Below are 22,133 nucleotides of genomic sequence, written 5' to 3'. Positions count from 1 at the left end.
GGAACTAATCGCCTACGACACTTCGACTTCGTAGAAGCAGAGGTGGTCCTTGATCGCGGCGACGTCCGGCTTCGGGTCCGGGTACGCCCAGACGAGGTCGGCCGCGTCCGGCAGCGACCAGTAGGAGGCCGTTCCCTTGAAGGGGCAGTAGGTGTGCGTGTCGGAGGGGATGAGCAGGTCGAGCCGTACGTCCTCGGGCGGGATGTAGTACCGCACGGGGCAGCCCGTCTCCCGCAGGACGAGCGGGCGGTCGGTCTGCGCGAGGACCTGGCCGCCGTGGACGGCCCGTACGCGCCGGGTGCCCTGCTCGACCGTGATCGTGTGTCCGTGAGTCATGTCCTGGCAGCGCTCCGGGGCCGCCGGTTCTTCCCGCGTACGGTGGCTGCATGCGAATCTGCGTCTTCCTCTCCGCCGCCGACCTCGACGAGCGTTACACGCGTCCCGCGCGCGAGTTCGCGGAACTGCTGGGCAAGGGCGGCCACACGCTCGTGTGGGGCGGCTCCGACGTCGGACTGATGAAGGTCGTCGCGGACGGGGTGCAGGAGGCGGGCGGCCGGCTCGCGGGGGTCTCCGTCGAGTTCCTGGCCTCCAAGGTCCGCCCCGGCGTCGACGAGATGGTGATCGCCAAGGACCTCGCCGAGCGCAAGAAGCTGCTGCTGGAGAAGGCCGACGCGGTGGTGATCATGGTCGGTGGCACGGGCACGCTCGACGAGGCGACCGAGATCCTGGAACTGAAGAAGCACGGCCACACCGACAAGCCCGTCGTCCTGCTCAACACCGCCGGCTTCTACGACGGCCTGAAGGAGCAGTTCCGCCGCATGGAGGACGAGGGCTTCCTGCCCCGCCCGCTGGCGGACCTGGTGTTCTTCGCGGAGGAACCGGTGGACGCGCTCGCGTACCTGGAGGCTGCGACCTCGGCGGCCACCGCCGCGGGGCCAGGGAGCGGAGTGGGCCCGCACTGATGCGAGCATGGCGGTCATGGCTACTCATGTGATCACCGGAGCGGGCTCCGGCATCGGCGCGGCCGTCGCCCGCCGTCTGCACGCGCGCGGGGACGATCTCGTCCTCCACGCGCGCGACGCCGGCCGCGCGAAGGAGCTGGCTGCCCAGTTCCCCGGCGCGAAGACGCTGGTAGGCGACCTTTCCGATCCGGACAAGCTGTCCTGGGCCTTCTCCCACCAGTCGTTGCCGGACCGGGTGGACTCCCTGCTGCACATCGCCGGCGTCGTCGACCTGGGCCCGGTGGGCGACCTGACCCCCAAGTCCTGGCGCCACCAGCTCAACGTCAACCTGATCTCCCCGGCCGAGCTGACCCGCCACTTCCTGCCGCAACTGCGCGCCGCCCACGGTCACGTGGTCTTCGTGAACTCGGGCGCCGGCCTCAACGCGCACGCCGACTGGTCCGCGTACGCCGCCTCCAAGCACGGCCTGAAGGCCCTGGCGGACTCCCTGCGCCACGAGGAGCACGGCAACGGCGTCAGGGTGACCACGGTGTACCCCGGTCGCACCGCCAGCCCCATGCAGGCCAAGGTGCACCAGCAGGAGGGCAAGGAGTACGACCCGTCGAAGTGGATCGACCCCGAGTCGGTGGCGACGGCGATCCTGATGGCCCTGGACCTGCCGAGGGACGCGGAGGTCAACGACCTGACGGTGCGGCCGGGGCGCTGACCGGGCCGCACGGTTGAAGACTCGCGGGCGGGGTTGCATAGGCTGCCCGGGTGAGTGAAAACAGTCCGTTCACCTTCGCCCCCGCCACCGGGATCGGTTCCCTGCCCGGCGGCGACGCCCGCGAGGCCGCCAAGGCCGCCACCGGATCCTTCGACGACTTCCCCTTCCTCGCCGAGCTGCCCGCCCGTGGGCCCGGTGCGGACATGATCGGGCGGACCGCCGGGATGCTCGTCGAGCTGTACGCGCGCGTGGAGCCCAGCGGCTGGCGGCTCGGGGACCGGCCCGGGCGGGACACCAAGCGGGCCCGGTCGTGGCTGGGGGAGGACCTGGACGCGCTGGAGGAGTTCACCCAGGGCCACGAGGGGCTGCTGAAGGTCCAGGCCGTCGGGCCCTGGACCCTGGCCGCCGCGCTGGAGCTGAGGAACGGCGAGGCCGCACTGTCCGACCCGGGCGCCTGCCGCGACCTCGCCGCCTCGCTCGCCGAGGGGCTGCGGCTGCACCTGGAGGAGATCCGGCGGCGCGTCCCCGGCGCCCGGGTCGTCCTCCAGCTCGACGAACCCTCCCTCGTCGCCGTACTGCGCGGCCGGGTCAGGACCGCAAGCGGCTACCGCACCCACCGGGCGGTCGACCGGCAGATCGTCGAGGCCGCGCTCCGCGACGTCGTCGGGGTTCACGGCGACGGTCCCGTCGTGGTCCACTCGTGCGCACCGGACGTCCCGTTCGCCCTGCTGCGCCGGGCGGGCGCGGCGGCGATCTCCTTCGACTTCTCCCTGCTCACCGAGCGTGACGACGACGCGATCGGTGAGGCGGTGGAAGCGGGGACCCGGCTCTTCGCCGGTGTCGTCCCCGGCACGGACGGCCCGTTGTCGGACCCTGCCGGTAGCGTCATGGGTGTCAGGACGCTGTGGCGCAGGCTGGGGCTGTCACCGGGGCTTCTCGCGGAGGCGGTCACGATCACGCCGTCGTGCGGACTCGCGGGGGCCTCCCCGCAGTACGCGCGCCGGGCCCTCGCCCACTGCGCCAAGGCGGCGAGATCCCTCGCGGACAACCCAGAGTAACGGGAGGACAACACGGTGGCCGGCGACAAGCAGGCGGAGACGACGGCGGTGCCAGCCGAGGCCCGCGAAGAGCACGCGAAGCTGGCGGAGCAGGTCGAGGAGCACCGCTTCCGGTACTACGTGAAGGACGCGCCGGTCATCAGCGACGCGGACTTCGACAAGCTGCTGAAGACGCTGGAGGCCCTGGAGGACAAGCACCCGGAGCTGCGCACGCCGGACTCCCCGACCCAGAAGGTCGCCGGGTCCTACGAGACGGAGTTCACGGCCGTCGAGCACCGCCAGCGGATGCTCTCGCTCGACAACACCTTCAACGACGACGAACTCGCCGCCTGGGCCGACCGCATCGCGCGGGAACTGGGCGAGCAGGAGTACCACTTCCTGTGCGAGCTGAAGGTCGACGGCCTCGCCGTCAACCTCACGTACGTCAACGGCCGCCTCACCCGCGCCGCGACCCGGGGCGACGGCCGCACCGGCGAGGACATCACCCCGAACGTCCGGACCATCGCGGAGATCCCGGACCGCCTCAAGGGCGAGGACGTCCCCGACCTGGTGGAGATCCGCGGCGAGGTCTACTTCCCGATGGAGAAGTTCCTCGACCTCAACGAGCGACTGGTCGCCGCGGGCGACAAGCCCTTCGCCAACCCCCGTAACGCCGCCGCCGGTTCGCTGCGCCAGAAGGACCCGCGGGTCACCGCCACCCGCCCGCTGCACATGGTCGTCCACGGCATCGGCGCCCTGGAGGGCTTCACGGGCATGACCCGCCTCTCCCAGGCCTACGACCTCCTCAAGACCTGGGGCCTGCCCACCTCGCGGCACAACCGGGTGGTCGACGACCTCGGCGGCGTAAGGGAGTTCATCGCCCACTACGGCGAGAACCGCCACTCCGTCGAGCACGAGATCGACGGGGTCGTCGTCAAGCTCGACGAGATCCGCCTGCAGGGCCGCCTCGGCTCCACCGCGCGTGCGCCGCGCTGGGCGATCGCGTACAAGTACGCGCCGGAGGAGGTCAACACCAAGCTCGTCGACATCAAGGTCGGCGTCGGCCGCACCGGCCGGGTCACGCCGTACGCCCAGGTCGAGCCGGTCACCGTCGCGGGCAGTGAGGTCGAGTTCGCGACCCTGCACAACCAGGAGGTCGTCAAGGCCAAGGGCGTGCTCATCGGCGACACCGTGGTCATCCGCAAGGCCGGGGACGTCATCCCGGAGATCCTCGGCCCGGTCGTCGACCTGCGCGACGGCAGCGAGCGGGAGTTCGTGATGCCGGGCGAGTGCCCCGAATGCGGTACGGCGCTCAGGCCCATGAAGGAGGGCGACATCGACCTGCGTTGCCCCAACGCCCGTACCTGCCCGGCCCAGTTGCGGGAGCGGGTCTCCTACCTCGCGGGCCGCGAGTGCCTGGACATCGAGCACTTCGGTGACGTGGCCGCCGCCGCGCTCACCCGTCCGCTGGAGCCGGCCGACCCGCCGCTGGTCGACGAGGGCGACCTGTTCGACCTGACGGTCGAGAAGCTGCTGCCGATCAGGGCCTATGTCCTCGATCCGGACAGCGGCCTGCCGAAGCGGGACCCCAAGACCGGCGAGGAGAAGGTCGTCACGGTCTTCGCCAACCAGAAGGGCGAACCGAAGAAGAACACCCTCGCCCTGCTGGCGAACATCGAGGCGGCGAAGCAGCGTCCGCTGGCCCGGTTCCTCAACGGCCTGTCCATCCGGCACGTCGGACCGGTGGCGGCGCAGGCCCTCGCACGGGAGTTCCGCTCGGTGGACCGCATCGAGCAGGCCACGGAAGAGGAGTTGGCGGGGACCAGCGGCGTCGGCCCCATCATCGCGGCCGCGCTCAAGGAATGGTTCGCCGAGGAGTGGCACCGCGAGATCGTCCGCAAGTGGAAGGCCGCCGGAGTTCCGCTGGAGGAACAGTCCACCGGCGAGGACGAAGGGCCCCGTCCGCTGGAAGGGCTTACCGTCGTCGTCACCGGCACGCTGGAGAGCTTCACCCGCGACGGCGCCAAGGAGGCACTGCAAAGTCGCGGAGCGAAGGTGACCGGTTCCGTTTCGAAGAAGACCTCCTTTGTTGTCGTCGGTGACAGTCCTGGGTCCAAGTACGACAAGGCCATGCAGCTCAAGGTGCCTGTTCTGAACGAGGACGGTTTCGGGGTCCTGCTGGAACAGGGACCCGAAGCGGCGGCCGAAGTCGCACTGCCGACGGAGCAGTAGCGGTTGAACTTGCCCTGATCGGCGCATACCAGATGCATACGGGTGGCTGGGGCGCATTCGGGCAACCGTCGACGACCGCTGCCCGTGGAAGCCTTCTGCGGCCTACTGTTGAGGGGTGCGCCCGCCGTGCCCAGCTGCGGTCGGGGCATCCCCCCTGCTCCTCGGGGGCGGGGGAAGGGTTTTCCATCGCGGTGCCGTTGAGGGTTGTCGTCGGGCATCGGGCCGCGTGGCGTGGGCACCGCCGGTTGTGAGAGGGACGGGAATGGAACCGACCGATAGCGCCGCCCCGCACTCACGGCTGCGCCGGATGACGGGCGTGTGGCGGGAGCGCGCGGCGCGCACCGCAGAGCGTTCGCGGGTGGAAAGCGGCGCGGGGAGCGCGGGGCAGCGCGCCGTGGCTCGGACGCACCCCGTCGGGGTGCGGCGCGACGCCGAGCGCGCCGACGCACTGGCGGGCTCCGACCACGACCGGCACCTGTCCTGGCCCGCGCTGCCCGCGGCGGTCGTCGCGGCCGCCGGGTTCGTTCTCGGCGGGGGGTTCTACCGGGCGTTCACCGGCGACCACGCCCTCTTCCCGTCCGGCACCGTCGGCTGGTCCCTGGCCGTGCTGACCGGCATCATCGTCGGCCACCTCGTCGCCCTCGGGCGCGCCCGCTGGTGGGGCGGCACCGGCTCCGGCGCCGCCCTCACCCTCGCCGTGCTCATGTTGTACGGCTGGGTGCCCGCCGGCATGGTCAGCCTCACCGTCGTCGTCCTGGTCGGGGCCGCCCGCCGGGGCCGCTGGCGACAGGGCGTGCTGCACGGGGCCGTGGACATCCTCGGCATCGCCGCCGGCGCCCTCGTGCTGGCCGCCTTCGGACGTGTCCCGACCGTCGAGAACCCCTGGGACCCGGACACCTGGACCCTCTACACCCTCCCCGGGGTGGTGCTGGTCGCCGTCGCCTACCTCGCGGTCACCCGGGTCCTGATCTGGTATCTGCACGCCCCGCGCGGCGGTCTGCCCACCGTCGCCCGTACCGCGCTGGTCAGACAGGGCCTCGTCGCCGTCGCACTGCTCGGCATCGCACCGCTGGTGTGCGTGGTGGCCACCGCCAAGCCCCTTCTGCTGCCCCTGTTCGCCATCCCGCTCATCGCCCTGGACTCCACGCTGTGGATAGCCCGGGCCCGGGCGGAGGAGCAGCTGCGCGACCCGCTGACCGGGCTGCCCAACCGGCAGTGGCTGCTGGAGCGCATCTGGACCGCGCTCGACGACGCCGAGCGCATCGGCGCCCGGTCCGCCCTGATGCTGATCGACCTCGACCGTTTCCGATCGGTCAATGACACGCTCGGCCATCTCGCCGGTGACCGGTTGCTTCTGCAGATCGCCGACCGGCTGCGACTCGCACTGCCGCGCGGAGCGGAGGCCGCGCGGCTCGGCGGCGACGAGTTCGCCGTCTTACTGCCGGTCGCCGATTCCACGACGTCGGCCACCCGGGTCGCCCGTGGTCTCGTCGCGGCCCTCAGCTCCCCGCTCGACCTCGACGGCCTCACCCTGGTCCTGGAAGCCAGCGCCGGCGTCGCCGTCTTCCCCGACCACGCCCTCGACGCCGAGGGACTGCTCCGGCGGGCCGACGTCGCGATGTACCAGGCGAAGCGGGACCGCACGGGCGTGGAGGTCTACGAATCGAAGCGGGACTCCAACACCCCGGACCGCCTGGGTCTGCTCGGCGATCTGCGCCGCGCCCTCGACGCGCACGAGGTCGACCTGCACTACCAGCCGAAGGTCCGCTTCGACGGACAGGTCGCCGGTCTGGAGGCGCTGGTCCGCTGGGTGCACCCCGAGCGCGGGAAGGTGCCGCCGGACGAGTTCATAGCGATCGCCGAGTCGTCGGGGCTGATGCCGCATCTGACCGAGTACGTGCTGGAGACGGCGCTCGGGCAGGTGGCCCAGTGGCGCTCCCAGGGCCTGTACGTGCCGGTCGCGGTCAATGTCTCCCCGCGTGACGTCCACACGCCCGGATTCGCGGGCTCGGTCGCGGCGCGGCTCGCCCGGCACGGAGTCCCGGCGGGGGCGCTCCAGCTGGAGATAACGGAACACGTCCTCCTGGAGGACCCGCAGCGTGCCGCGGACACCCTCGCCGGTCTGACCGGTCACGGCGTGAAGATGTCCCTGGACGACTTCGGCACCGGGTACTCCTCGCTCGTGCACCTGAGACGGCTGCCCGTGAGCGAGCTGAAGATCGATCGCTCGTTCGTGGCCCGGCTCGCGGTGGACAACGAGGACGCGGAGATCGTGCGCTGCACCGTGGATCTGGCGCACTCTCTCGGCCTGCTCGTGGTCGCCGAGGGCGTCGAGGACGACGAGACGTGGGAGCGGCTGCGGGACCTGGGCTGCGACGCCGTCCAGGGCTGGCTGGTCGCGGCGGCGATGCCCGCGGACGAGACGACGGCGTGGCTGCGGGCGCGGGGCTCGCGGGGCTGGCAGCGCCCCCGCGCCGCGTTGCCGGCCGCCGAGTGACTCGACCGCTCCGCCGCCCTACGTTCCCGCGGTGAAGTGCCCCGTCAGCAGCTCCAGCCGCCGCTCGTGCGCCCCCTCCGGCAGCCGTCCGCTGCGCATCAGCGTGACCAGGCCGTGCAGACCCGCCCAGTAGGTCTCCGTCAGCAGACCCGGGTCCTCGCCCTCCCTCGCGATCGGCTCCACTGCGCGCCGTAGCTCCCCGAAGGCTTCCTGCAGCGGCGCGGGCGCCTCCGGCGTGGCGAACGGCAGGTCCACCCGGTGGGTGAACATCGCGTCGTACAACGCCGGCCGGCGCCGCGCGAACGCCGTGTACGCCTCGCCCACCGCCGCAAGCGCCCCGCGCCTGCCTTTCGCCGCCGCGCGCGCCGTACGCAACTCGGCGGCCATCTCGGCGCAGCCCTGCACGGCCACCGCCGCCATGATCGCGTCCTTGCCCTTGAAGTGGCTGTAGAGGACGGGCTGGCTGTACTCGATCTCCGCCGCCAGGCGGCGCGTGGTGACCGCTTCCCAGCCCTCGGCCTCCGCCAGCTCCTGTGCGGCCTTGACGATCAGCCGCTCGCGCTCCGCTCGTTCGCGCTCCCGGCGCGTCTGGATGGTCATGACCGGGATTCTAGCAGTGCTAGCCAATCTGTCGCCGCTCTGCTAGCTTCGCTCTTGTCGCTAGCGCTGCTAGTGAATCTGTGCCGCCCACCCGACGAGGAGAACCGCCATGACCGTGACCGCGTACACCCTGGCCGTCGTGCTCAATCTGTTCGTCCTGTACATGGGGGTCGGCTTCGTCCTTCGGCCCGGCCCCTCCGCCGCCGGCTACGGCGTCCCGGCCGACCCCGAGGGCGACGCCTCCGCGTATCTCACGATCAAGGGGTTGCGCGACGGCGCCTTCGGGGCGCTGGGGCTGGCGCTGCTGGCATTCGTCGGCGCCGAGGCCGGGGCGTGGTTCATGCTCTGCGTGGCGGTGATCCCGCTGTTCGACACCGTGATCGTGCTGCGCCACGGCGGGGCGAAGGCGGTGGCGTTCGGGATCCACTTCGCCACGGCCGTCGTCGTGCTGATCAGCGCGGCGCTGCTGTTCGCCGTGTGAGCCGGCGGATCCGCCGGACGGCGTCCTAGAAGTGTCGTGCCGGCGGGCGACCCACCGCAGGTTGCCGTACCGCCCATTGACGTATCGCCGGAGGCCGTACCGCAGGGCAGAGCGAAACCGTTTCACGGGCATCGGTCCCCGCCCCATAGGATTGGCGCCAAACCACACACACTCACCCAGAGGATCGCTGCATGCCTGGCATCACGCGCGAGGAGGTCGCCCACCTCGCCCGGCTGGCGCGTCTGGAGCTGAAGCCCGAAGAGCTCGACCACTTCGCAGGCCAGCTCGACGACATCATCGGCGCGGTCGCCCGCGTCAGCGAGGTCGCCGACCAAGACGTACCGCCGACCTCGCACCCGCTCCCGCTGACGAACGTCATGCGCGAGGACGAGGTCCGTCCCTCGCTCACCCCCGAGCAGGCGCTCTCCGGCGCCCCGGCCCAGGAGCAGCAGCGTTTCAAGGTGCCGCAGATCCTGGGGGAGGACTAATCGCCATGACGGACATCATCAAGCTCACGGCCGCCGAGACCGCCGAGAAGATCGCCTCCGGCGAGCTCACCGCGGTCGAGGTCACCGAGGCCCACCTGGCCCGCATCGAGGCCGTCGACGAGAAGGTGCACGCCTTCCTGCACGTCGACCGTGAGGGTGCCCTCGCGCAGGCCCGCGCCGTCGACGAGAAGCGGGCCAAGGGGGAGAAGCTCGGTCCGCTGGCCGGTGTCCCCCTCGCGCTCAAGGACATCTTCACCACCGAGGGCATCCCGACGACCGTCGGCTCGAAGATCCTCGAAGGGTGGATCCCGCCGTACGACGCCACCCTCACCAAGAAGCTCAAGGCCGCTGACGTCGTCATCCTCGGCAAGACCAACATGGACGAGTTCGCCATGGGGTCCTCGACCGAGAACAGCGCCTACGGGCCGACCGGCAACCCCTGGGACCTCACCAAGATCCCCGGTGGTTCGGGCGGTGGCTCCTCCGCCGCGCTCGCCTCCTTCCAGGCGCCCCTCGCCATCGGCACCGACACCGGCGGCTCCATCCGCCAGCCGGCCGCCGTCACCGGCACGGTCGGCGTCAAGCCGACGTACGGGGCCGTGTCCCGCTACGGCATGGTCGCCTTCTCCTCCTCCCTCGACCAGGGCGGGCCCTGCGCCCGTACGGTCCTGGACGCGGCCCTGCTCCACGAGGTCATCGCCGGGCACGACCCGCTGGACTCGACCTCCATCGACGCCCCGGTCCCGCCGGTCGTCGAGGCCGCCCGCAACGGCAGCGTCCAGGGCATGCGCGTCGGTGTCGTCAAGCAGTTCCGCGGTGAGGGCTACCAGGCCGGAGTCATCCAGCGGTTCGACGAGTCCGTCGAGCTGCTGAAGGAACTCGGCGCCGAGATCGTCGAACTGGACTGCCCGTCCTTCGATCTGGCGCTGTCGGCGTACTACCTGATCGCGCCCTCCGAGTGCTCCTCCAACCTCGCCCGCTTCGACGGCCTGCGCTACGGCCTGCGGACCGGCGACGACGGCACGCACTCCGCCGAGGAGGTCACCTCCCTCACCCGTGAGGCGGGCTTCGGCCCGGAGGTGAAGCGCCGCATCATGCTCGGCACGTACGCCCTGAGCTCCGGCTACTACGACGCGTACTACGGCAGCGCCCAGAAGGTCCGCACGCTCATCACGCGCGACTTCGAGAAGGCCTTCGAGCAGGTCGACGTGATCGTCTCCCCGACGACGCCGACCACCGCCTTCGCGATCGGCGAGCGTGCCGACGACCCGATGGCGATGTACCTCGCCGACCTGTGCACCATCCCGACGAACCTCGCCGGCAACGCGGCCATGTCGCTGCCCTGCGGTCTGGCACCCGAGGACAACCTTCCGGTCGGCCTGCAGATCATCGCCCCGGCGATGAAGGACGACCGCCTGTACAAGGTCGGGGCGGCCGTCGAGGCGGCCTTCGTGGAAAAGTGGGGTCACCCGCTGATCGAGGAGGCTCCGTCGCTGTGAGTAAGGCAATGTCCAAGGCCAAGGGCTTCAAGAAGTCCAGGTCCGGCCTGTACCTGTCCATGGCCACCACCGCGTTCGGTGCGGTCAACGTCGTCAAGCAGGCCAAGAAGGCCCGCGTGGAGAGCGACACGCTGCGCCTGATCGACGCCGCCGTGTCCGCCACCGCCATCGTCACCGGCCTCGCCATCCTCTACCGCGAGCTGAAGCGGCTGGGCGACGACGACGTCCTGCTGGGCTGAGAGGGAAGTTTCACCGTGACCACCACGACCGACCTGGTGTCGTACGAGGACGCGCTGGCGTCGTACGACCCCGTCATGGGCCTTGAGGTCCATGTCGAACTCGGCACCAAGACCAAGATGTTCTGCGGCTGTTCGACCGCCCTCGGGCAGGACGCCAACACCCAGACCTGCCCCGTCTGCCTCGGCCTGCCCGGCGCGCTCCCGGTCGTCAACGCGACCGGCGTCGAGTCCGCGATCAAGATCGGTCTCGCGCTGAACTGCGAGATCGCCGAGTGGTGCCGCTTCGCCCGGAAGAACTACTTCTATCCGGACATGCCGAAGAACTTCCAGACCTCCCAGTACGACGAGCCGATCGCCTTCAACGGCTACCTCGACGTCCAGCTGGAGGACGGCGAGACCTTCCGCGTGGAGATCGAGCGCGCCCACATGGAGGAGGACACCGGCAAGTCCACGCACGTGGGCGGCGCGACGGGCCGTATCCACGGCGCCTCGCACTCGCTGCTGGACTACAACCGCGCCGGCATCCCGCTCATCGAGATCGTCACCAAGCCGATCGTGGGCGCGGGTGAGCGTGCTCCCGAGGTGGCGAAGGCGTACGTCCGTGAGCTGCGCGAGCTCATCAGGTCGCTCGGCGTCTCCGAGGCCCGCATGGAGATGGGCCAGATGCGCTGCGACGTGAACCTGTCGCTGCGCCCGAACGGCACCGAGAAGTTCGGCACGCGCTCCGAGACGAAGAACGTCAACTCGCTGCGATCCGTGGAGCGGGCCTGCCGTTACGAGATCCAGCGCCATGCGGCGGTGCTGTCGTCAGGCGGCACGATCGTCCAGGAGACCCGCCACTTCCACGAGGACACCGGGTCCACGACCTCGGGCCGGGTGAAGGAGGAGGCCGAGGACTACCGGTACTTCCCCGAGCCGGACCTGGTGCCGGTGGCACCCTCGCGCGAGTGGGTCGAGGAGATCCGGGCGGCCCTGCCCGAGCTGCCGCTGGCCCGCCGTACCCGGCTCCTCGCGGAGTGGGGTATTTCGGCCGTCGACATGCAGGCGATCCTCAACGCCGGTGCCCTGGACCTGATCGTCGCCACCATCGACGCCGGTGCCGACGCGGCCTCCGCCCGCAAGTGGTGGATGGGTGAACTGGCCCGCAGCGCCAACGAGTCGGGCAAGGCGCTCGACGAGCTGGCGATCACTCCGGCGCAGGTCGCCCGGGTCACCGAGCTGGTCTCGAAGGGTGACCTGAACGACAAGCTGGCCCGCCAGGTCATCGAGGGCGTCCTCGCGGGCGAGGGCACCCCGGACGAGGTCGTCGACAAGCGCGGTCTGAAGGTCGTCTCCGACGAGGGCGCTCTGACCGCCGCCGTCGAGGAGGCCATCGCCGGCAACCCGGCCATCGCCGACAAGATCCGCGGCGGCAAGGTGGCCGCGGCCGGCGCCCTGGTCGGCGCGGTCATGAAGGCGACCCGGGGTCAGGCCGACGCGGCGCGCGTCAAGGAGCTGATCCTTCAGAAGCTGGGCGTCAGCGAGGGCTGAGGCCCCCGGGCCCACGGGCGTGAACCCCGAGGGGGCGCATCGACAGCGATGCGCCCCCTCGGCGCGTTCTCACAGACGGCGCCCCACGAGTCGTACGAAGCCCAGCGTGCGCCCCTGGTCGAGGCGCAGCATCTCGGCGCACCAGCCCGCCGCGTCCACGTGGAACGCCTCCGTGCTCTCCTCGGCGACCACCTCGCTCCATCGCAGCCAGTCCCGCCAGCCGTCGGGCTGCCAGTCGGCGGCCTCGACCTCGACGACCCCGCTGCGACTCCAGTGGCGCCGCCACCAGTCGGCGCAGTGGAACGCCCAGAAGCCGGGATCCCGCTCCCAGTACTGCTTGAGGGGCTGCGGCGGCTGGACGCCGTCGAACTCCTCCCGCAGCGCCGGTACGACGACACCGATCCGCCCGCCGGGCTTGAGCAGCCGGGTGAGCGTGGGCAGATAGAGGTCGGCGGTGCCGAAGTAGTGGTACGCGTCGATGCTCACGATCGAGTCGAAGCTGCCCTCGGCGAACGGCAGGGCGTGCGCCTCGGCGTGCACGGGCAGCACACGGTCGGCGCATCCCGCCTCGGCGATGCGCCGGGCGTTGTCGTCCGGCTTGATCCACAGGTCGGCGGCGGTGACCTGTGCGTCGTACTCCCTGGCCAGGAAGACGGAGGTCATCGCCCGGCCGCAGCCCAGGTCGAGGACGCGTGCGCCGGGGCGCAGGGCGTCCGGGCCGAGGGCGGGGGCCAGCCACTCCAGCAGCCAGAGTGCGTTCGGGCCCATCTGGTTGTCGACGACCCAGCGGGGGTCGTAGCCGTTGCTGAGCGGGTAGCGGGGGTTGGTCACCCGCTGGGTGAGGTCCTCACTCGTCGAGGCCTTCGAGGCCTTCGAGGTGATGTCCGGCATCGGTGAACGGGCTCCTTGTGTCCGGGGAAGCGAAACGGGATGCGGAGGAGCTCGGTCGGACGCTCAAACAATGCACCTGCCCAGGTCGGCGGCGGTGTGCCGCGGGACGGCTGACCTTCGGAAGCTAGCAGTGCGCGGGATCGCCCCGCATCAGCTTTTCCCGCGCGACGCGCTACGCTCCCCGGCCATGAGTGGACGCGGAGATTCCGAGATAGCCGAGATGCGGGAGGAGCAGTCCGACAGGCCCGAGGACGGGCGAGCCGAGGGCCTTGAGGATGTCGACGGCCTGGACGCCGAGGACGCCGAGGACGCCGAGGACCCGGAGGACGTCGACGACCCGGCGCAGGTGGCCCGGCGGGCCCGTTGGACGGCGACGGGCACCGGGGTGCTCCTCGCCCTGGCCGGGCTGGCCGCGTCGACGCTCCGTACCGCCGGCTCCGCCCCGGCTCTCGTGCCGGCCGCCTATGCCTTCGGGGCCGCCGTCTGCGCGCTCGCGGCGTTTCTCGGTTCCCGGGGGCGCACCCGGCGGGCGCTGTGGCTTCTCGTCGCCGGAGTGATGGTGATGGCGCTGGGGGATCAGTTCGACTGATGTGAGACGTGCCACTCCGGAACGACAAAGTGGCCGTTACTGTCCTGTGATCTGCCTCCCACTCCTGTGAGCAACCCCACGAACGCGGCAAACGATCTCCGTCACCTGCGAGAGTTTGCTTCACATCGCTCATGCGTTCTTTGCGGGCTGTTCACTTCATGGACGACTGTTCCCGATCAAAGATCCACACATCGCCCCCGGGAGCACGTTCGTGGCAGCCCTTGCACGTTGGTGTGTCCAACGCCGCCTCGTCGCCGTACTGCTCTGGCTGCTCGCCTTCGGCGGGGTGTCCGCGGCCGCGGTCGTGACGGGCACCGCGTACTCGAACGACTACGAGGTCCCCGGCACCGAGTCCGGTCGCGCCACCCAGCTCCTGCAGGACGGCTTCCCCGGCCTCGGCGGCGACAGCGACACCGTGGTCTGGCACACCACGTCCGGCACCGTCCGCGCCGCCGACGTCGAGCAGACCATGACCCGGACGCTGGACAGGATCGCGCAACTGCCCGGCGTCGCGGCCGTCGGCAGCCCGTACGACAAGCAGGGCGCCCCCCAGATCAGCGCGGACGGGCACACGGCGTACGCCACCGTCACCTTCGACGACAGCGCGGAAAACCTCGACGAGGGCGAGGCCGAGGCCGTCGTGAGCGCCGCCGAGGCCGCCGAGGCCGACGGGCTCCGGGTGGAGCTGGGCGGCAGCGCCGTCGGGCTCACCGAATCACCGGGCGGGCACCTCGCCGAGGTCGTCGGGGTCGCCGTGGCCGCGGTGGTGCTGTTCCTCGCCTTCGGCTCGCTCGCCGCCTCCGTGCTGCCCATCGCGACCGCGCTGGTGAGCGTCGGCACCGCCTACTCCGGGATCGCGCTGCTCGGGCACGCCATGACCGTCGCCGACTTCGCGCCCATGCTCGGCATGCTCATCGGGCTCGGCGTCGGCATCGACTACGCGCTGTTCATCGTCACCAGGCACCGGCGCGGGTTGAAACGCGGTCTGCCCGTCGCCGAGTCGATCACGCACGCCGTGGCCACCACCGGACGCGCGGTGGTGTTCGCGGGTGCGACGGTCTGCATAGCCCTGCTCGGCATGCTGATCCTCCGGCTCGGCTTCCTCAACGGTGTCGCGATCGCCGCCTCGCTGACCGTGGTCCTCACGGTTGCCGCCTCCGTGACCCTGCTGCCCGCCCTGCTGTCCTTCATCGGCATGCGCGCCCTCAGCCGCCGCGAGCGCCGCCGGCTCGCCGAGCACGGACCCGAGCCCGAGCTGCCGACCGGGTTCGCCGCCCGCTGGTCGGCGTTCGTGGAGCGCCACCCCAAGGCGCTCGGCGCGACAGCCCTCGCCGTGATCACCGTCCTCACCCTGCCCACCCTCGGTCTGCGCCTCGGCACCTCGGACCAGGGCAACAACCCGCAGACCTCCACCACCCGCCAGGCCTACGACCTCCTCGCCGACGGCTTCGGCCCCGGAGTGAACGGCCCGCTCACCCTGGTCACCCAGGTCGACGGCGGCGACGACAAACTCGCCCTCGACAACCTCGACGCCACCCTGCGCACCACCGAGGGCGTCGCGTCGGTGACTCCCGTGACGTTCGACGCCGGCGGGGACACCGCGTACCTCACCGTCGTACCCACGTCCGCCCCGCAGTCGCAGCAGACCAGCGACCTCGTCGACCGGCTGCGCTCCGAGGTCCTGCCGCGCGCCGAGACCGGCACCTCGCTCGACGTGCACGTCGGGGGCATGACGGCCGGCTACGACGACTTCGCCGACGTGATCGTCGGCAAGCTGCCGCTGTTCGTCGGCGTCGTCATCGGCCTCGGCTGTCTGCTGCTCCTGCTCGCCTTCCGGTCCGTCGGCATCCCGCTGAAGGCCGCCGCGATGAACGTCGCCGCCGTCGCCGCCGCCTTCGGAGTGGTCGTGGCGATCTTCCAGTGGGGGTGGGGGAGCGAGCTGCTGGGCCTCGGCCGCGCGGGCCCGATCGAGCCCTTCCTCCCCGTGATCATGGTGTCCGTCCTCTTCGGCCTGTCCATGGACTACCAGGTCTTCCTGGTCAGCCGGATGTACGAGGAGTGGCTGGAGACCGGCGACAACCGGCGTGCCGTCCGTGTCGGCCTCGCCGAGACCAGCCGGGTGATCAACTCCGCCGCGGTCATCATGATCTCGGTCTTCCTCGCCTTCGTCCTCAGCGGCGACCGCGTGATCGCCATGTTCGGCATCGCCCTGGCCGCCGCCGTCGCCCTGGACGCCTTCGTCCTGCGCACCCTCCTCGTCCCCGCCCTGATGCACCTGCTCGGCGGCGCCAACTGGTGGCTGCCCCGCTGGCTCGACAAGCGCATGCCGCGCATCAGCATCGAGCCGCCCGAGTCCCGTGCCGCCCATGAGAGGCTGGCCGCCGCGACGGACGCCGAGGTGGCGGACGTGCTGGCGGAGGAGGAGCGACAGCGGGATGTACGCGATATCGCTGGGTGACGACGGAGCCGAGCTGCGCCCCCTGGAGCTCTGGCACGCCGAGGAGTTCCTGGCCCACCTGGAGCGGGGGAGGGAGTTCATCAACCAGTACGTCCCCTTCGGCTCGACGGCCACGGACCTGGCGTCGGCGCGGGAGGTGCTCCAGCGGTACGCCGACATGCGCGCCGCCGACACCGGGTCCCTGCACGGGCTGTGGCTGGAGGAGAAGCTGGTGGGCGGGGTGCTCTTCCTCAACTTCGACGCCGAGAACGCCAACTGCGAGGTCGGCTGCTGGCTGGAGCCCGCCGGCACCGGGCGAGGGCTCGTCACGCGCGCGATGCGGGTGCTCCTCGACTTCGCGATCGAGCGGCGCGGCATCCACCGCGTCGAGTGGATCGCCTCCGCCGGGAACACGCCGAGCCTGAACGTGGCCCGGCGGCTCGGCATGACCTGCGAGGGCGTGCGCCGGGAGAGCTACCCCTATCGTGGGGTGCGGCACGACCTCGAGGTCTGGTCGATCCTGGCCCCCGAGTGGCGTGAGGCACGCACGCGTGCCGCCCACAAGGATCATTAAGCAACCTCTCAGACAGCGTCCGTACGGTGCGAGGCATGGGAACGAAGACAGTGGACGAGACCGGCGCCGACACCGGCACCAAGGCGAAGACCGACGACGAGAAGGTGGACACGGTCGGGACGACCGACGCCGGTGCCGCCGGTGAGGCGACGGAGCACGACGACGCCGAAGCCGGGGACGAGGTGACCGCTCAGGCCACCGAAGAAGGTCCCTCCGGCGTCGGCCAGGGCGCGGGCGCGGTCGTCTCCGCGGCACTCGGACTCGTCTCCCTGACCGGCAGCTGGGTGGGCACGATCGCCACCGCGCGGGAGAACCTCCTCGGTCAGCTGGAGAACTCCTCCAACTCGAACGTCGACAAGCTGATCCAGGAGGGCTACGTCGACGGCTGGCACGCCGCCGCCCTGTGGGGCGGGCTGTTCGCGCTCGCCGGGCTGCTCGTGGGCGTCTTCGTGCTCATCCGGCCCGCGTTCGGGGCACCCGGCAAGCCGCAGGCCGTATGGATCAAGGCGGTCGCCTGGGGCGGCGTCACGCTCGGTGTCATCGGCCTGCTGCTGGCGGTTCTGAAGTACACCGACGTGCTGCTCGGCATTCCGTCCGTGGGCTGAGACCACGCGAGACCCCTGGGGGCCTCAGAGCCACCGTAAGGACCTCTTACGGTGGCTCTGAGGCCCCCTTACGCATGTCCGGAGCCCCACCCGCCGCGGAAGATGCGGAACTCTCCCGATGTGCCGGACCCCCCTGGGCGACGAAGGTGGGGGCATCGCGTCGAACGACGCCGAAGCCCCCCTCTCACCAGGAAAGACAAGGGATCCGTCATGTACGAGTACGAGTTCCACCACCTCCGTTCCGTCGAGCTGATCCGGCAGGCCGAGCACGCCCGGCTGGTCCGGGAGGCCGCCCGTGTCCGCCGTGCCGCGCGCCGTGCGGCCGCGAAGCGCTCCGCGGCGGGTGAGGGGGAAGCGGAGGCGCATACGCCGCGCCCTCGGCGGCACCGGCACGCGCGCGCCGCGTGACGGACCGGGCAGGACGGACCGGTCCGGTCCGTCCGGTGAACGAGCCCGACACCGCCCGGTTGCCTGCGCCGCATGCGATGCTCGGCCGCGTGCAGACCAGGTCAGTCAGTCCCGTGTTCGTCGGTCGGACAGCCGAGTTGGAGACGCTCGGCGACGCGCTCGCCCGTGCCGCCACGGGCGAGCCGCAGGCGTTGGTGATCGGCGGCGAGGCCGGCGTAGGCAAGACCCGCCTCGTCGAGGAGTTCGCCGCCGCGGCCGTCCGCGAGGGCGCCGTCGTCGCGCTCGGCGGCTGTGTCGAGATCGGCGCCGACGGGCTGCCGTTCGCCCCCATCTCCACCGCCCTGCGCGCCCTGCGCCGCGAACTGCCCGACGAGCTGGCCACCGCCGCCGCCGCCGGTCAGGAGCAGGAACTGGCCCGTCTGCTGCCCGAGTTGGGGGAGACGGCGCCACCCCGGGGAGCCGACCGGTCCGACGAGGAGGGCATGGCCCGCCTCTTCGAACTCACCGCCCGGCTCCTGGAACGGGTCGCCGCCACCCGCACCGTCGTCGTCGCCCTGGAGGACCTGCACTGGGCCGACGCCTCCACCCGCCACCTCCTCGCCTACCTGTACCGCACCTTGCGCACCGGCCGCCTGGTCGTCCTGGCCACCTACCGCTCCGACGACATCCACCGTCGGCACCCGCTGCGCCCGCTCCTCGCCGAACTCGACCGCGTGCGCACCGTCCGCCGTATCGAACTCGGCCGCTTCACCCGCGCCGAGGTCGGCCGGCAGATCGCCGGCATCCTCGCCGCCCGACCCGACCCGGCCCAGGTCGACGAGATCTTCCAACGCTCCGACGGCAACGCCTTCTTCGTCGAGGAACTGGCGGTCGCCGCCCACGAGGGCTGCCGCACCGGCCTCACCGAATCCCTTCGGGACCTGCTCCTCGTCCGGGTGGAGGGACTGCCCGAGAGCGCCCAGCGGGTCGCCCGGATCGTCGCCGAGGGCGGTTCCACCGTCGAGTACCGGTTGCTCGCCGCCGTCGCCCAGCTCGCCGAGGACGACCTCATCGAGGCGCTGCGCGCCGCCGTGAACGCCCACATCCTCATCGCCGCGCCCTGCGGCGAGCGCTACCGCTTCCGGCACTCCCTGGTCCGCGAGGCCGTCGGCGACGACCTGCTGCCGGGCGAACGCTCCCGTCTCAACCGCCGCTACGCCGAAGCTCTCCAGGCCGATCCGACACTCGTCCCGGCCGACGAGCGGGTCATGCGGCTCGCCAGCTACTGGTACCACGCGAACGACCCCGCCAAGGCCCTGCCCGCCGTCCTGGACGCCTCCGTCACCGCCCGCCGCCGGCACGCCCACTCCGAGCAACTCCACTTGCTGGAACGCGCGATGGAGCTGTGGGACACCGCCCCCGAGACCGTGCGGGCCACGCTGCGCCCCGTCGACTGCACGGAGGCCTATCCGCCCTGCGGCTGTGACCCCGCGACCACACCCCTGCGCTATCTCGACCTGATGGCCGAGGCCGCCGTCGCCGGCCGGCTGTGCGGCGAACGGGACCGCGCCCTGAAGATCACCAAGCGGGCGCTGCACCTGCTGGAGGACGACAGCGACCCCCTGCGCGCCGCCTGGTTCTGGGTCCAGCGCTCCCGGCTGGTCCAGGCCCAGGCCCGCGGCGACGGCTGGCAGGAGCTGGGCACCGCCCAGGAACTGGTGCGCGGCCTGCCGCCCTCGGAGGTGCACGCAGAGGTACTGGCCCTTGTCGCCAAGTGGTCGATGCTGCGCCAGCCAGGCCCCGAGGCCCTGTCGGCCGCCGAACGTGCCGTCGCGTACGCGCGCATGGTGGGCGCCGAGGACATCGAACTGAACGCGCGTCTCACCCTCGGCGGACTCATGGTCGAGGCCGGGGACATCGAGGCCGGGCTGGCCGAGATGTACGAGGTGCGGGACCGGGTGACCGCCCTCGGCCTGACGTCGGTGGTGGGCCGCAGCCATGTGAACCTGCCGTCCGTCCTCGAAGGCATCGGCCGCTCCGAGGAGGCCGTCGGCCTCCTGCGCGAGGGCCTGCGGCTCACCCAGGAGATGGGTCTGCGCGGCACCGAGGCCTGGGTCTGGTCGAACCTGGCCGACTCACTGATCTCCCTGGGGCGCTGGAGCGAGGCCGCACAGGCCGCGGTCAACGCCCAGCGGGCCGGGCAGTCCGCGCAGCCGCGCGGGGGAGCTTTCAACAGCCTCGCCTTCCTCGCGCTGGCGCGCGGCGAAGTCACCGAGGCGGCCCGCCATCTGGCCGCCGGCCGTGCCTCCTACGGTCCGCACGACGCCATGCCGCAGCACGAGCTGCCGATGTCCTGCCTGGCCCTCGGCATCGCAGCCGCGGAGGGCCGCCTCCTGGACGCCCGTGCCGAAGCCGACCGCGCCCTGAACACCGGCTTCCCACCCGGCACTCAGCGCTATGCCTGGCCACTGCTGCTGGCCGCCGCCGTCGCCGAGTCCGACGCCGCCCAGGCGCCGCACCCCGTGCCCGAGGGCCGCGCCGCCTTCCTGGAACGGCTCTTCGAGGCCGTCCGCAAACTCACCACCGGCGTACCCCTGTGGCTCGCCTACGAGCAGTGGACCCGAGCCGAACTCGACCGGGCACAGCACCGGGCCACCCCCGACACCTGGTCCGACGTCATCACCGCCTTCGAAGCCCTGGAACGCCCCTACGACCTCGCCCGTGTCCGCCACCGGATGGCCGAGGCACTGCTCATGGTCGGGGGCGACGACGAGCGTGCCCGCGCCACCGAACTGCTCCGTCTCACCCTGGCGACCGCCGACCACCTGGGCGCCCGCCCGCTGGCCGACGCCACGGCCCAACTGGCCCGGCGGGCCCGCCTCTCCCTCACCTCGGCCCCACCCCCGGCCGACCCGGCCGACGCCCTCGGCCTCACCACCCGGGAACGGGATGTCCTGCGTCTGGTCTCCGCCGGCCGCACCAACCGCCAGATAGCCGAGCAACTGTTCATCTCCCCGAAGACGGCCAGCGTCCATGTGTCCAACATCCTGGGAAAGCTCGGCGTCTCGGGGCGGGGCGAGGCGGCGGCCGTGGCGCATCGGACGGGCTTGTTCCAGGTGGGAGCCGAGGAGCGGCTCGGCGCCGGATGACGCCGGGCCCTCGCCCGGTCTCCCGCCGCCGGGGAGGTGAGCCGGTCGCCTACTGCACCTGCAGCTGCAGGATCCGGTCGTCCCCGTCCTTCGGACCGCCACGGCCGTCCGTGTTGCTCGTGGTCACCCAGAGCTTGTCGCCGCCCGCCGCGACGACCGTGCGCAGGCGTCCGTACTCGCCCTCCAGGAACGCCTGCGGGTCCGCCGACGCCTGCGTGCCCTTCAGCGGGACGCGCCACAGCCGCTGCCCCTTGAGGCCCGCCATCCAGACGGAGCCCTCGGCGTAGGCGACGCCGCTGGGGGAGGCGTCGTCGGTGCCCCACTGGGCCAGGGGGTTGACGTAGTCGGCGTCGTCGGACTTGCCCTCCGCCTCCGGCCAGCCGTAGTTGCCGCCCGGCTTGATCGCGTTGAGCTCGTCCCAGGTGTCCTGGCCGAACTCCGCCGCGAACAGGCGCTGTTCGGAGTCCCAGGCCAGGCCCTGGACGTTGCGATGGCCGTACGAGTACACGGGGGAGTCGGGGAAGGGGTTGCCGGGGGCCGGTTCGCCCTCCGGGGTCAGACGAAGGATCTTGCCGCCCGGGGAGTCCTTGTCCTGGGACAGGCCCGTGTCACCGCTCTCGCCGGTGCCCGCGTACAGCATCTTGTCCGGCCCGAACGCGATTCGGCCACCGTTGTGGACGAAGCCCTTGGGGATGCCTCTGAAGATCGTGTCGGGTGCGCCCAACTGCTCGCCGGACGGCTTCTGCTCGTTGTAGATCATGCGGACGATGCGGTTGTCCGAGGCCGAGGTGAAGTACGCGTAGACCATGTGGTCCGAGGCGTAGTCCGGCGACAGGGCGAGACCCATGAGGCCGCCCTCGCCCGCCGGGGAGACGCCCGGCACCTCGCCCAGTTCGGTCTTCTTGCCCGACTTCCCGTCGATCCGGGTGATCGTCGCGTCGTCGCGGGAGGAGACGAGCAGGTCGCCGTCGGGAAGCGGGGCCAGGCCCCACGGGGTGTTCAGGCCCTCGGCGACCGTGCGCACCACCTTGACCGAACCTTGCGCGGGCGGCGTCTCCTCGGACGCCTTTCCGCCCGATGGGGACCCGGTGGTGCTGCTCGGCCCCGCGGCCGTGCCGCCGCTCGGCGACCCCCCGTCCCCGGAGGAGCAGGCGGCGGTCAGCAGGAGTGCGGCCGCGGCCATCACGGCCGTCACGACTCGACGCTGCACGATCTTGGTCCCTTCGACGC

General features: G+C 71.5%; 20 protein-coding genes. 16 read left to right on the top strand and 4 right to left on the bottom strand.

Annotated features, from left to right (window positions below; genetic code table 11):
- Positions 1-12: 12 nt before the first annotated feature.
- Entirely contained in the window at positions 13-336 is a 324-nt protein-coding gene (locus ACFYNL_RS12815; RefSeq protein ID WP_388801149.1) for a DUF427 domain-containing protein, read from the bottom strand.
- Between the two features lie 50 nt (positions 337-386).
- On the opposite strand from ACFYNL_RS12815, the gene ACFYNL_RS12810 reads away from it, so the two are divergent.
- The 5 genes from ACFYNL_RS12810 (at position 387) to ACFYNL_RS12790 (ending at position 7,434) form a co-directional block, all read left to right on the top strand.
- Positions 387-962, top strand: a complete 576-nt coding sequence (locus ACFYNL_RS12810; protein WP_388801146.1) for a TIGR00730 family Rossman fold protein — start codon at positions 387-389, stop codon at positions 960-962.
- A gap of 16 nt (positions 963-978) precedes the next feature.
- Positions 979-1,668: an SDR family oxidoreductase gene (locus tag ACFYNL_RS12805; protein WP_388801143.1), complete on the top strand. Its 690-nt coding sequence runs from the start codon at positions 979-981 to the stop codon at positions 1,666-1,668.
- Positions 1,669-1,718: 50 nt separating this feature from the next.
- Positions 1,719-2,726 carry a methionine synthase gene (locus ACFYNL_RS12800; RefSeq protein WP_388801140.1) on the top strand — a complete coding sequence of 336 codons (1,008 nt, stop codon included), beginning with the start codon at positions 1,719-1,721 and terminating at the stop codon, positions 2,724-2,726.
- A gap of 15 nt (positions 2,727-2,741) precedes the next feature.
- A complete protein-coding gene (gene ligA / locus ACFYNL_RS12795; protein WP_388801138.1) occupies positions 2,742-4,937 on the top strand; it encodes an NAD-dependent DNA ligase LigA in 2,196 nt (731 codons plus the stop codon).
- A 262-nt stretch (positions 4,938-5,199) separates the two neighbouring features.
- Entirely contained in the window at positions 5,200-7,434 is a 2,235-nt protein-coding gene (locus tag ACFYNL_RS12790; RefSeq protein ID WP_388801136.1) for a putative bifunctional diguanylate cyclase/phosphodiesterase, read from the top strand.
- Positions 7,435-7,452: 18 nt separating this feature from the next.
- Here ACFYNL_RS12790 and ACFYNL_RS12785 read toward each other — a convergent pair whose 3' ends face one another.
- A complete protein-coding gene (locus ACFYNL_RS12785; RefSeq protein WP_388801135.1) occupies positions 7,453-8,034 on the bottom strand; it encodes a TetR/AcrR family transcriptional regulator in 582 nt (193 codons plus the stop codon).
- A gap of 109 nt (positions 8,035-8,143) precedes the next feature.
- Here ACFYNL_RS12785 and ACFYNL_RS12780 point away from each other — a divergent pair, with 109 nt between their 5' ends.
- From ACFYNL_RS12780 to gatB, 5 genes are all read left to right on the top strand, one after another.
- Positions 8,144-8,515: a DUF4267 domain-containing protein gene (locus ACFYNL_RS12780; RefSeq protein WP_388801133.1), complete on the top strand. Its 372-nt coding sequence runs from the start codon at positions 8,144-8,146 to the stop codon at positions 8,513-8,515.
- 191 nt (positions 8,516-8,706) lie between these two features.
- Positions 8,707-9,003 (top strand): Asp-tRNA(Asn)/Glu-tRNA(Gln) amidotransferase subunit GatC, encoded by a 297-nt coding sequence (gene gatC, locus ACFYNL_RS12775; RefSeq protein WP_019754397.1) that lies wholly within the window; start codon positions 8,707-8,709, stop codon positions 9,001-9,003.
- Positions 9,004-9,008: 5 nt separating this feature from the next.
- The gene (gene gatA, locus ACFYNL_RS12770) at positions 9,009-10,502 is read left to right on the top strand and encodes an Asp-tRNA(Asn)/Glu-tRNA(Gln) amidotransferase subunit GatA (RefSeq protein WP_388801131.1); all 1,494 of its coding nucleotides are present in this window, start codon (positions 9,009-9,011) and stop codon (positions 10,500-10,502) included.
- Entirely contained in the window at positions 10,499-10,741 is a 243-nt protein-coding gene (locus ACFYNL_RS12765; protein ID WP_388801129.1) for a hypothetical protein, read from the top strand. Before gatA ends, ACFYNL_RS12765 begins: the two co-directional genes overlap by 4 nt.
- Positions 10,742-10,756: 15 nt before the next feature.
- Entirely contained in the window at positions 10,757-12,271 is a 1,515-nt protein-coding gene (gatB, locus tag ACFYNL_RS12760) for an Asp-tRNA(Asn)/Glu-tRNA(Gln) amidotransferase subunit GatB (protein WP_388801127.1), read from the top strand.
- 69 nt (positions 12,272-12,340) lie between these two features.
- On the opposite strand, the gene ACFYNL_RS12755 is transcribed toward gatB, so the two are convergent.
- A complete protein-coding gene (locus tag ACFYNL_RS12755; RefSeq protein WP_388801125.1) occupies positions 12,341-13,162 on the bottom strand; it encodes an SAM-dependent methyltransferase in 822 nt (273 codons plus the stop codon).
- Positions 13,163-13,349: 187 nt separating this feature from the next.
- Between ACFYNL_RS12755 and ACFYNL_RS12750 the strand changes: the two genes are divergently transcribed.
- The 6 genes from ACFYNL_RS12750 to ACFYNL_RS12725 all read left to right on the top strand — a co-directional run bounded on the left by ACFYNL_RS12750 (position 13,350) and on the right by ACFYNL_RS12725 (position 20,903).
- The gene (locus ACFYNL_RS12750; protein WP_388801123.1) at positions 13,350-13,751 is read left to right on the top strand and encodes a hypothetical protein; all 402 of its coding nucleotides are present in this window, start codon (positions 13,350-13,352) and stop codon (positions 13,749-13,751) included.
- Between the two features lie 211 nt (positions 13,752-13,962).
- Entirely contained in the window at positions 13,963-16,209 is a 2,247-nt protein-coding gene (locus tag ACFYNL_RS12745; RefSeq protein ID WP_388801122.1) for an MMPL family transporter, read from the top strand.
- Complete coding sequence (locus ACFYNL_RS12740) at positions 16,187-16,762, top strand: GNAT family N-acetyltransferase (RefSeq protein ID WP_388801119.1); 576 nt, start codon at positions 16,187-16,189, stop codon at positions 16,760-16,762. Before ACFYNL_RS12745 ends, ACFYNL_RS12740 begins: the two co-directional genes overlap by 23 nt.
- A 35-nt stretch (positions 16,763-16,797) precedes the next feature.
- Entirely contained in the window at positions 16,798-17,367 is a 570-nt protein-coding gene (locus tag ACFYNL_RS12735) for a hypothetical protein (protein WP_388801116.1), read from the top strand.
- Between the two features lie 210 nt (positions 17,368-17,577).
- The gene (locus ACFYNL_RS12730; RefSeq protein WP_388801114.1) at positions 17,578-17,775 is read left to right on the top strand and encodes a hypothetical protein; all 198 of its coding nucleotides are present in this window, start codon (positions 17,578-17,580) and stop codon (positions 17,773-17,775) included.
- A gap of 77 nt (positions 17,776-17,852) precedes the next feature.
- Positions 17,853-20,903, top strand: coding sequence for an AAA family ATPase (locus tag ACFYNL_RS12725; protein WP_388802671.1), 3,051 nt, complete (start codon positions 17,853-17,855; stop codon positions 20,901-20,903).
- Positions 20,904-20,952: 49 nt separating this feature from the next.
- Here ACFYNL_RS12725 and ACFYNL_RS12720 read toward each other — a convergent pair whose 3' ends face one another.
- Positions 20,953-22,086: a PQQ-dependent sugar dehydrogenase gene (locus ACFYNL_RS12720; RefSeq protein WP_388802668.1), complete on the bottom strand. Its 1,134-nt coding sequence runs from the start codon at positions 22,084-22,086 to the stop codon at positions 20,953-20,955.
- Positions 22,087-22,133: the final 47 nt, after the last annotated feature.

Origin of the sequence: Streptomyces sp. NPDC007808 (assembly GCF_042868655.1) — a bacterium.
In the GTDB taxonomy this organism is placed as follows: domain Bacteria; phylum Actinomycetota; class Actinomycetes; order Streptomycetales; family Streptomycetaceae; genus Streptomyces.
This window is presented reverse-complemented; position numbering and strand designations above follow the sequence as displayed.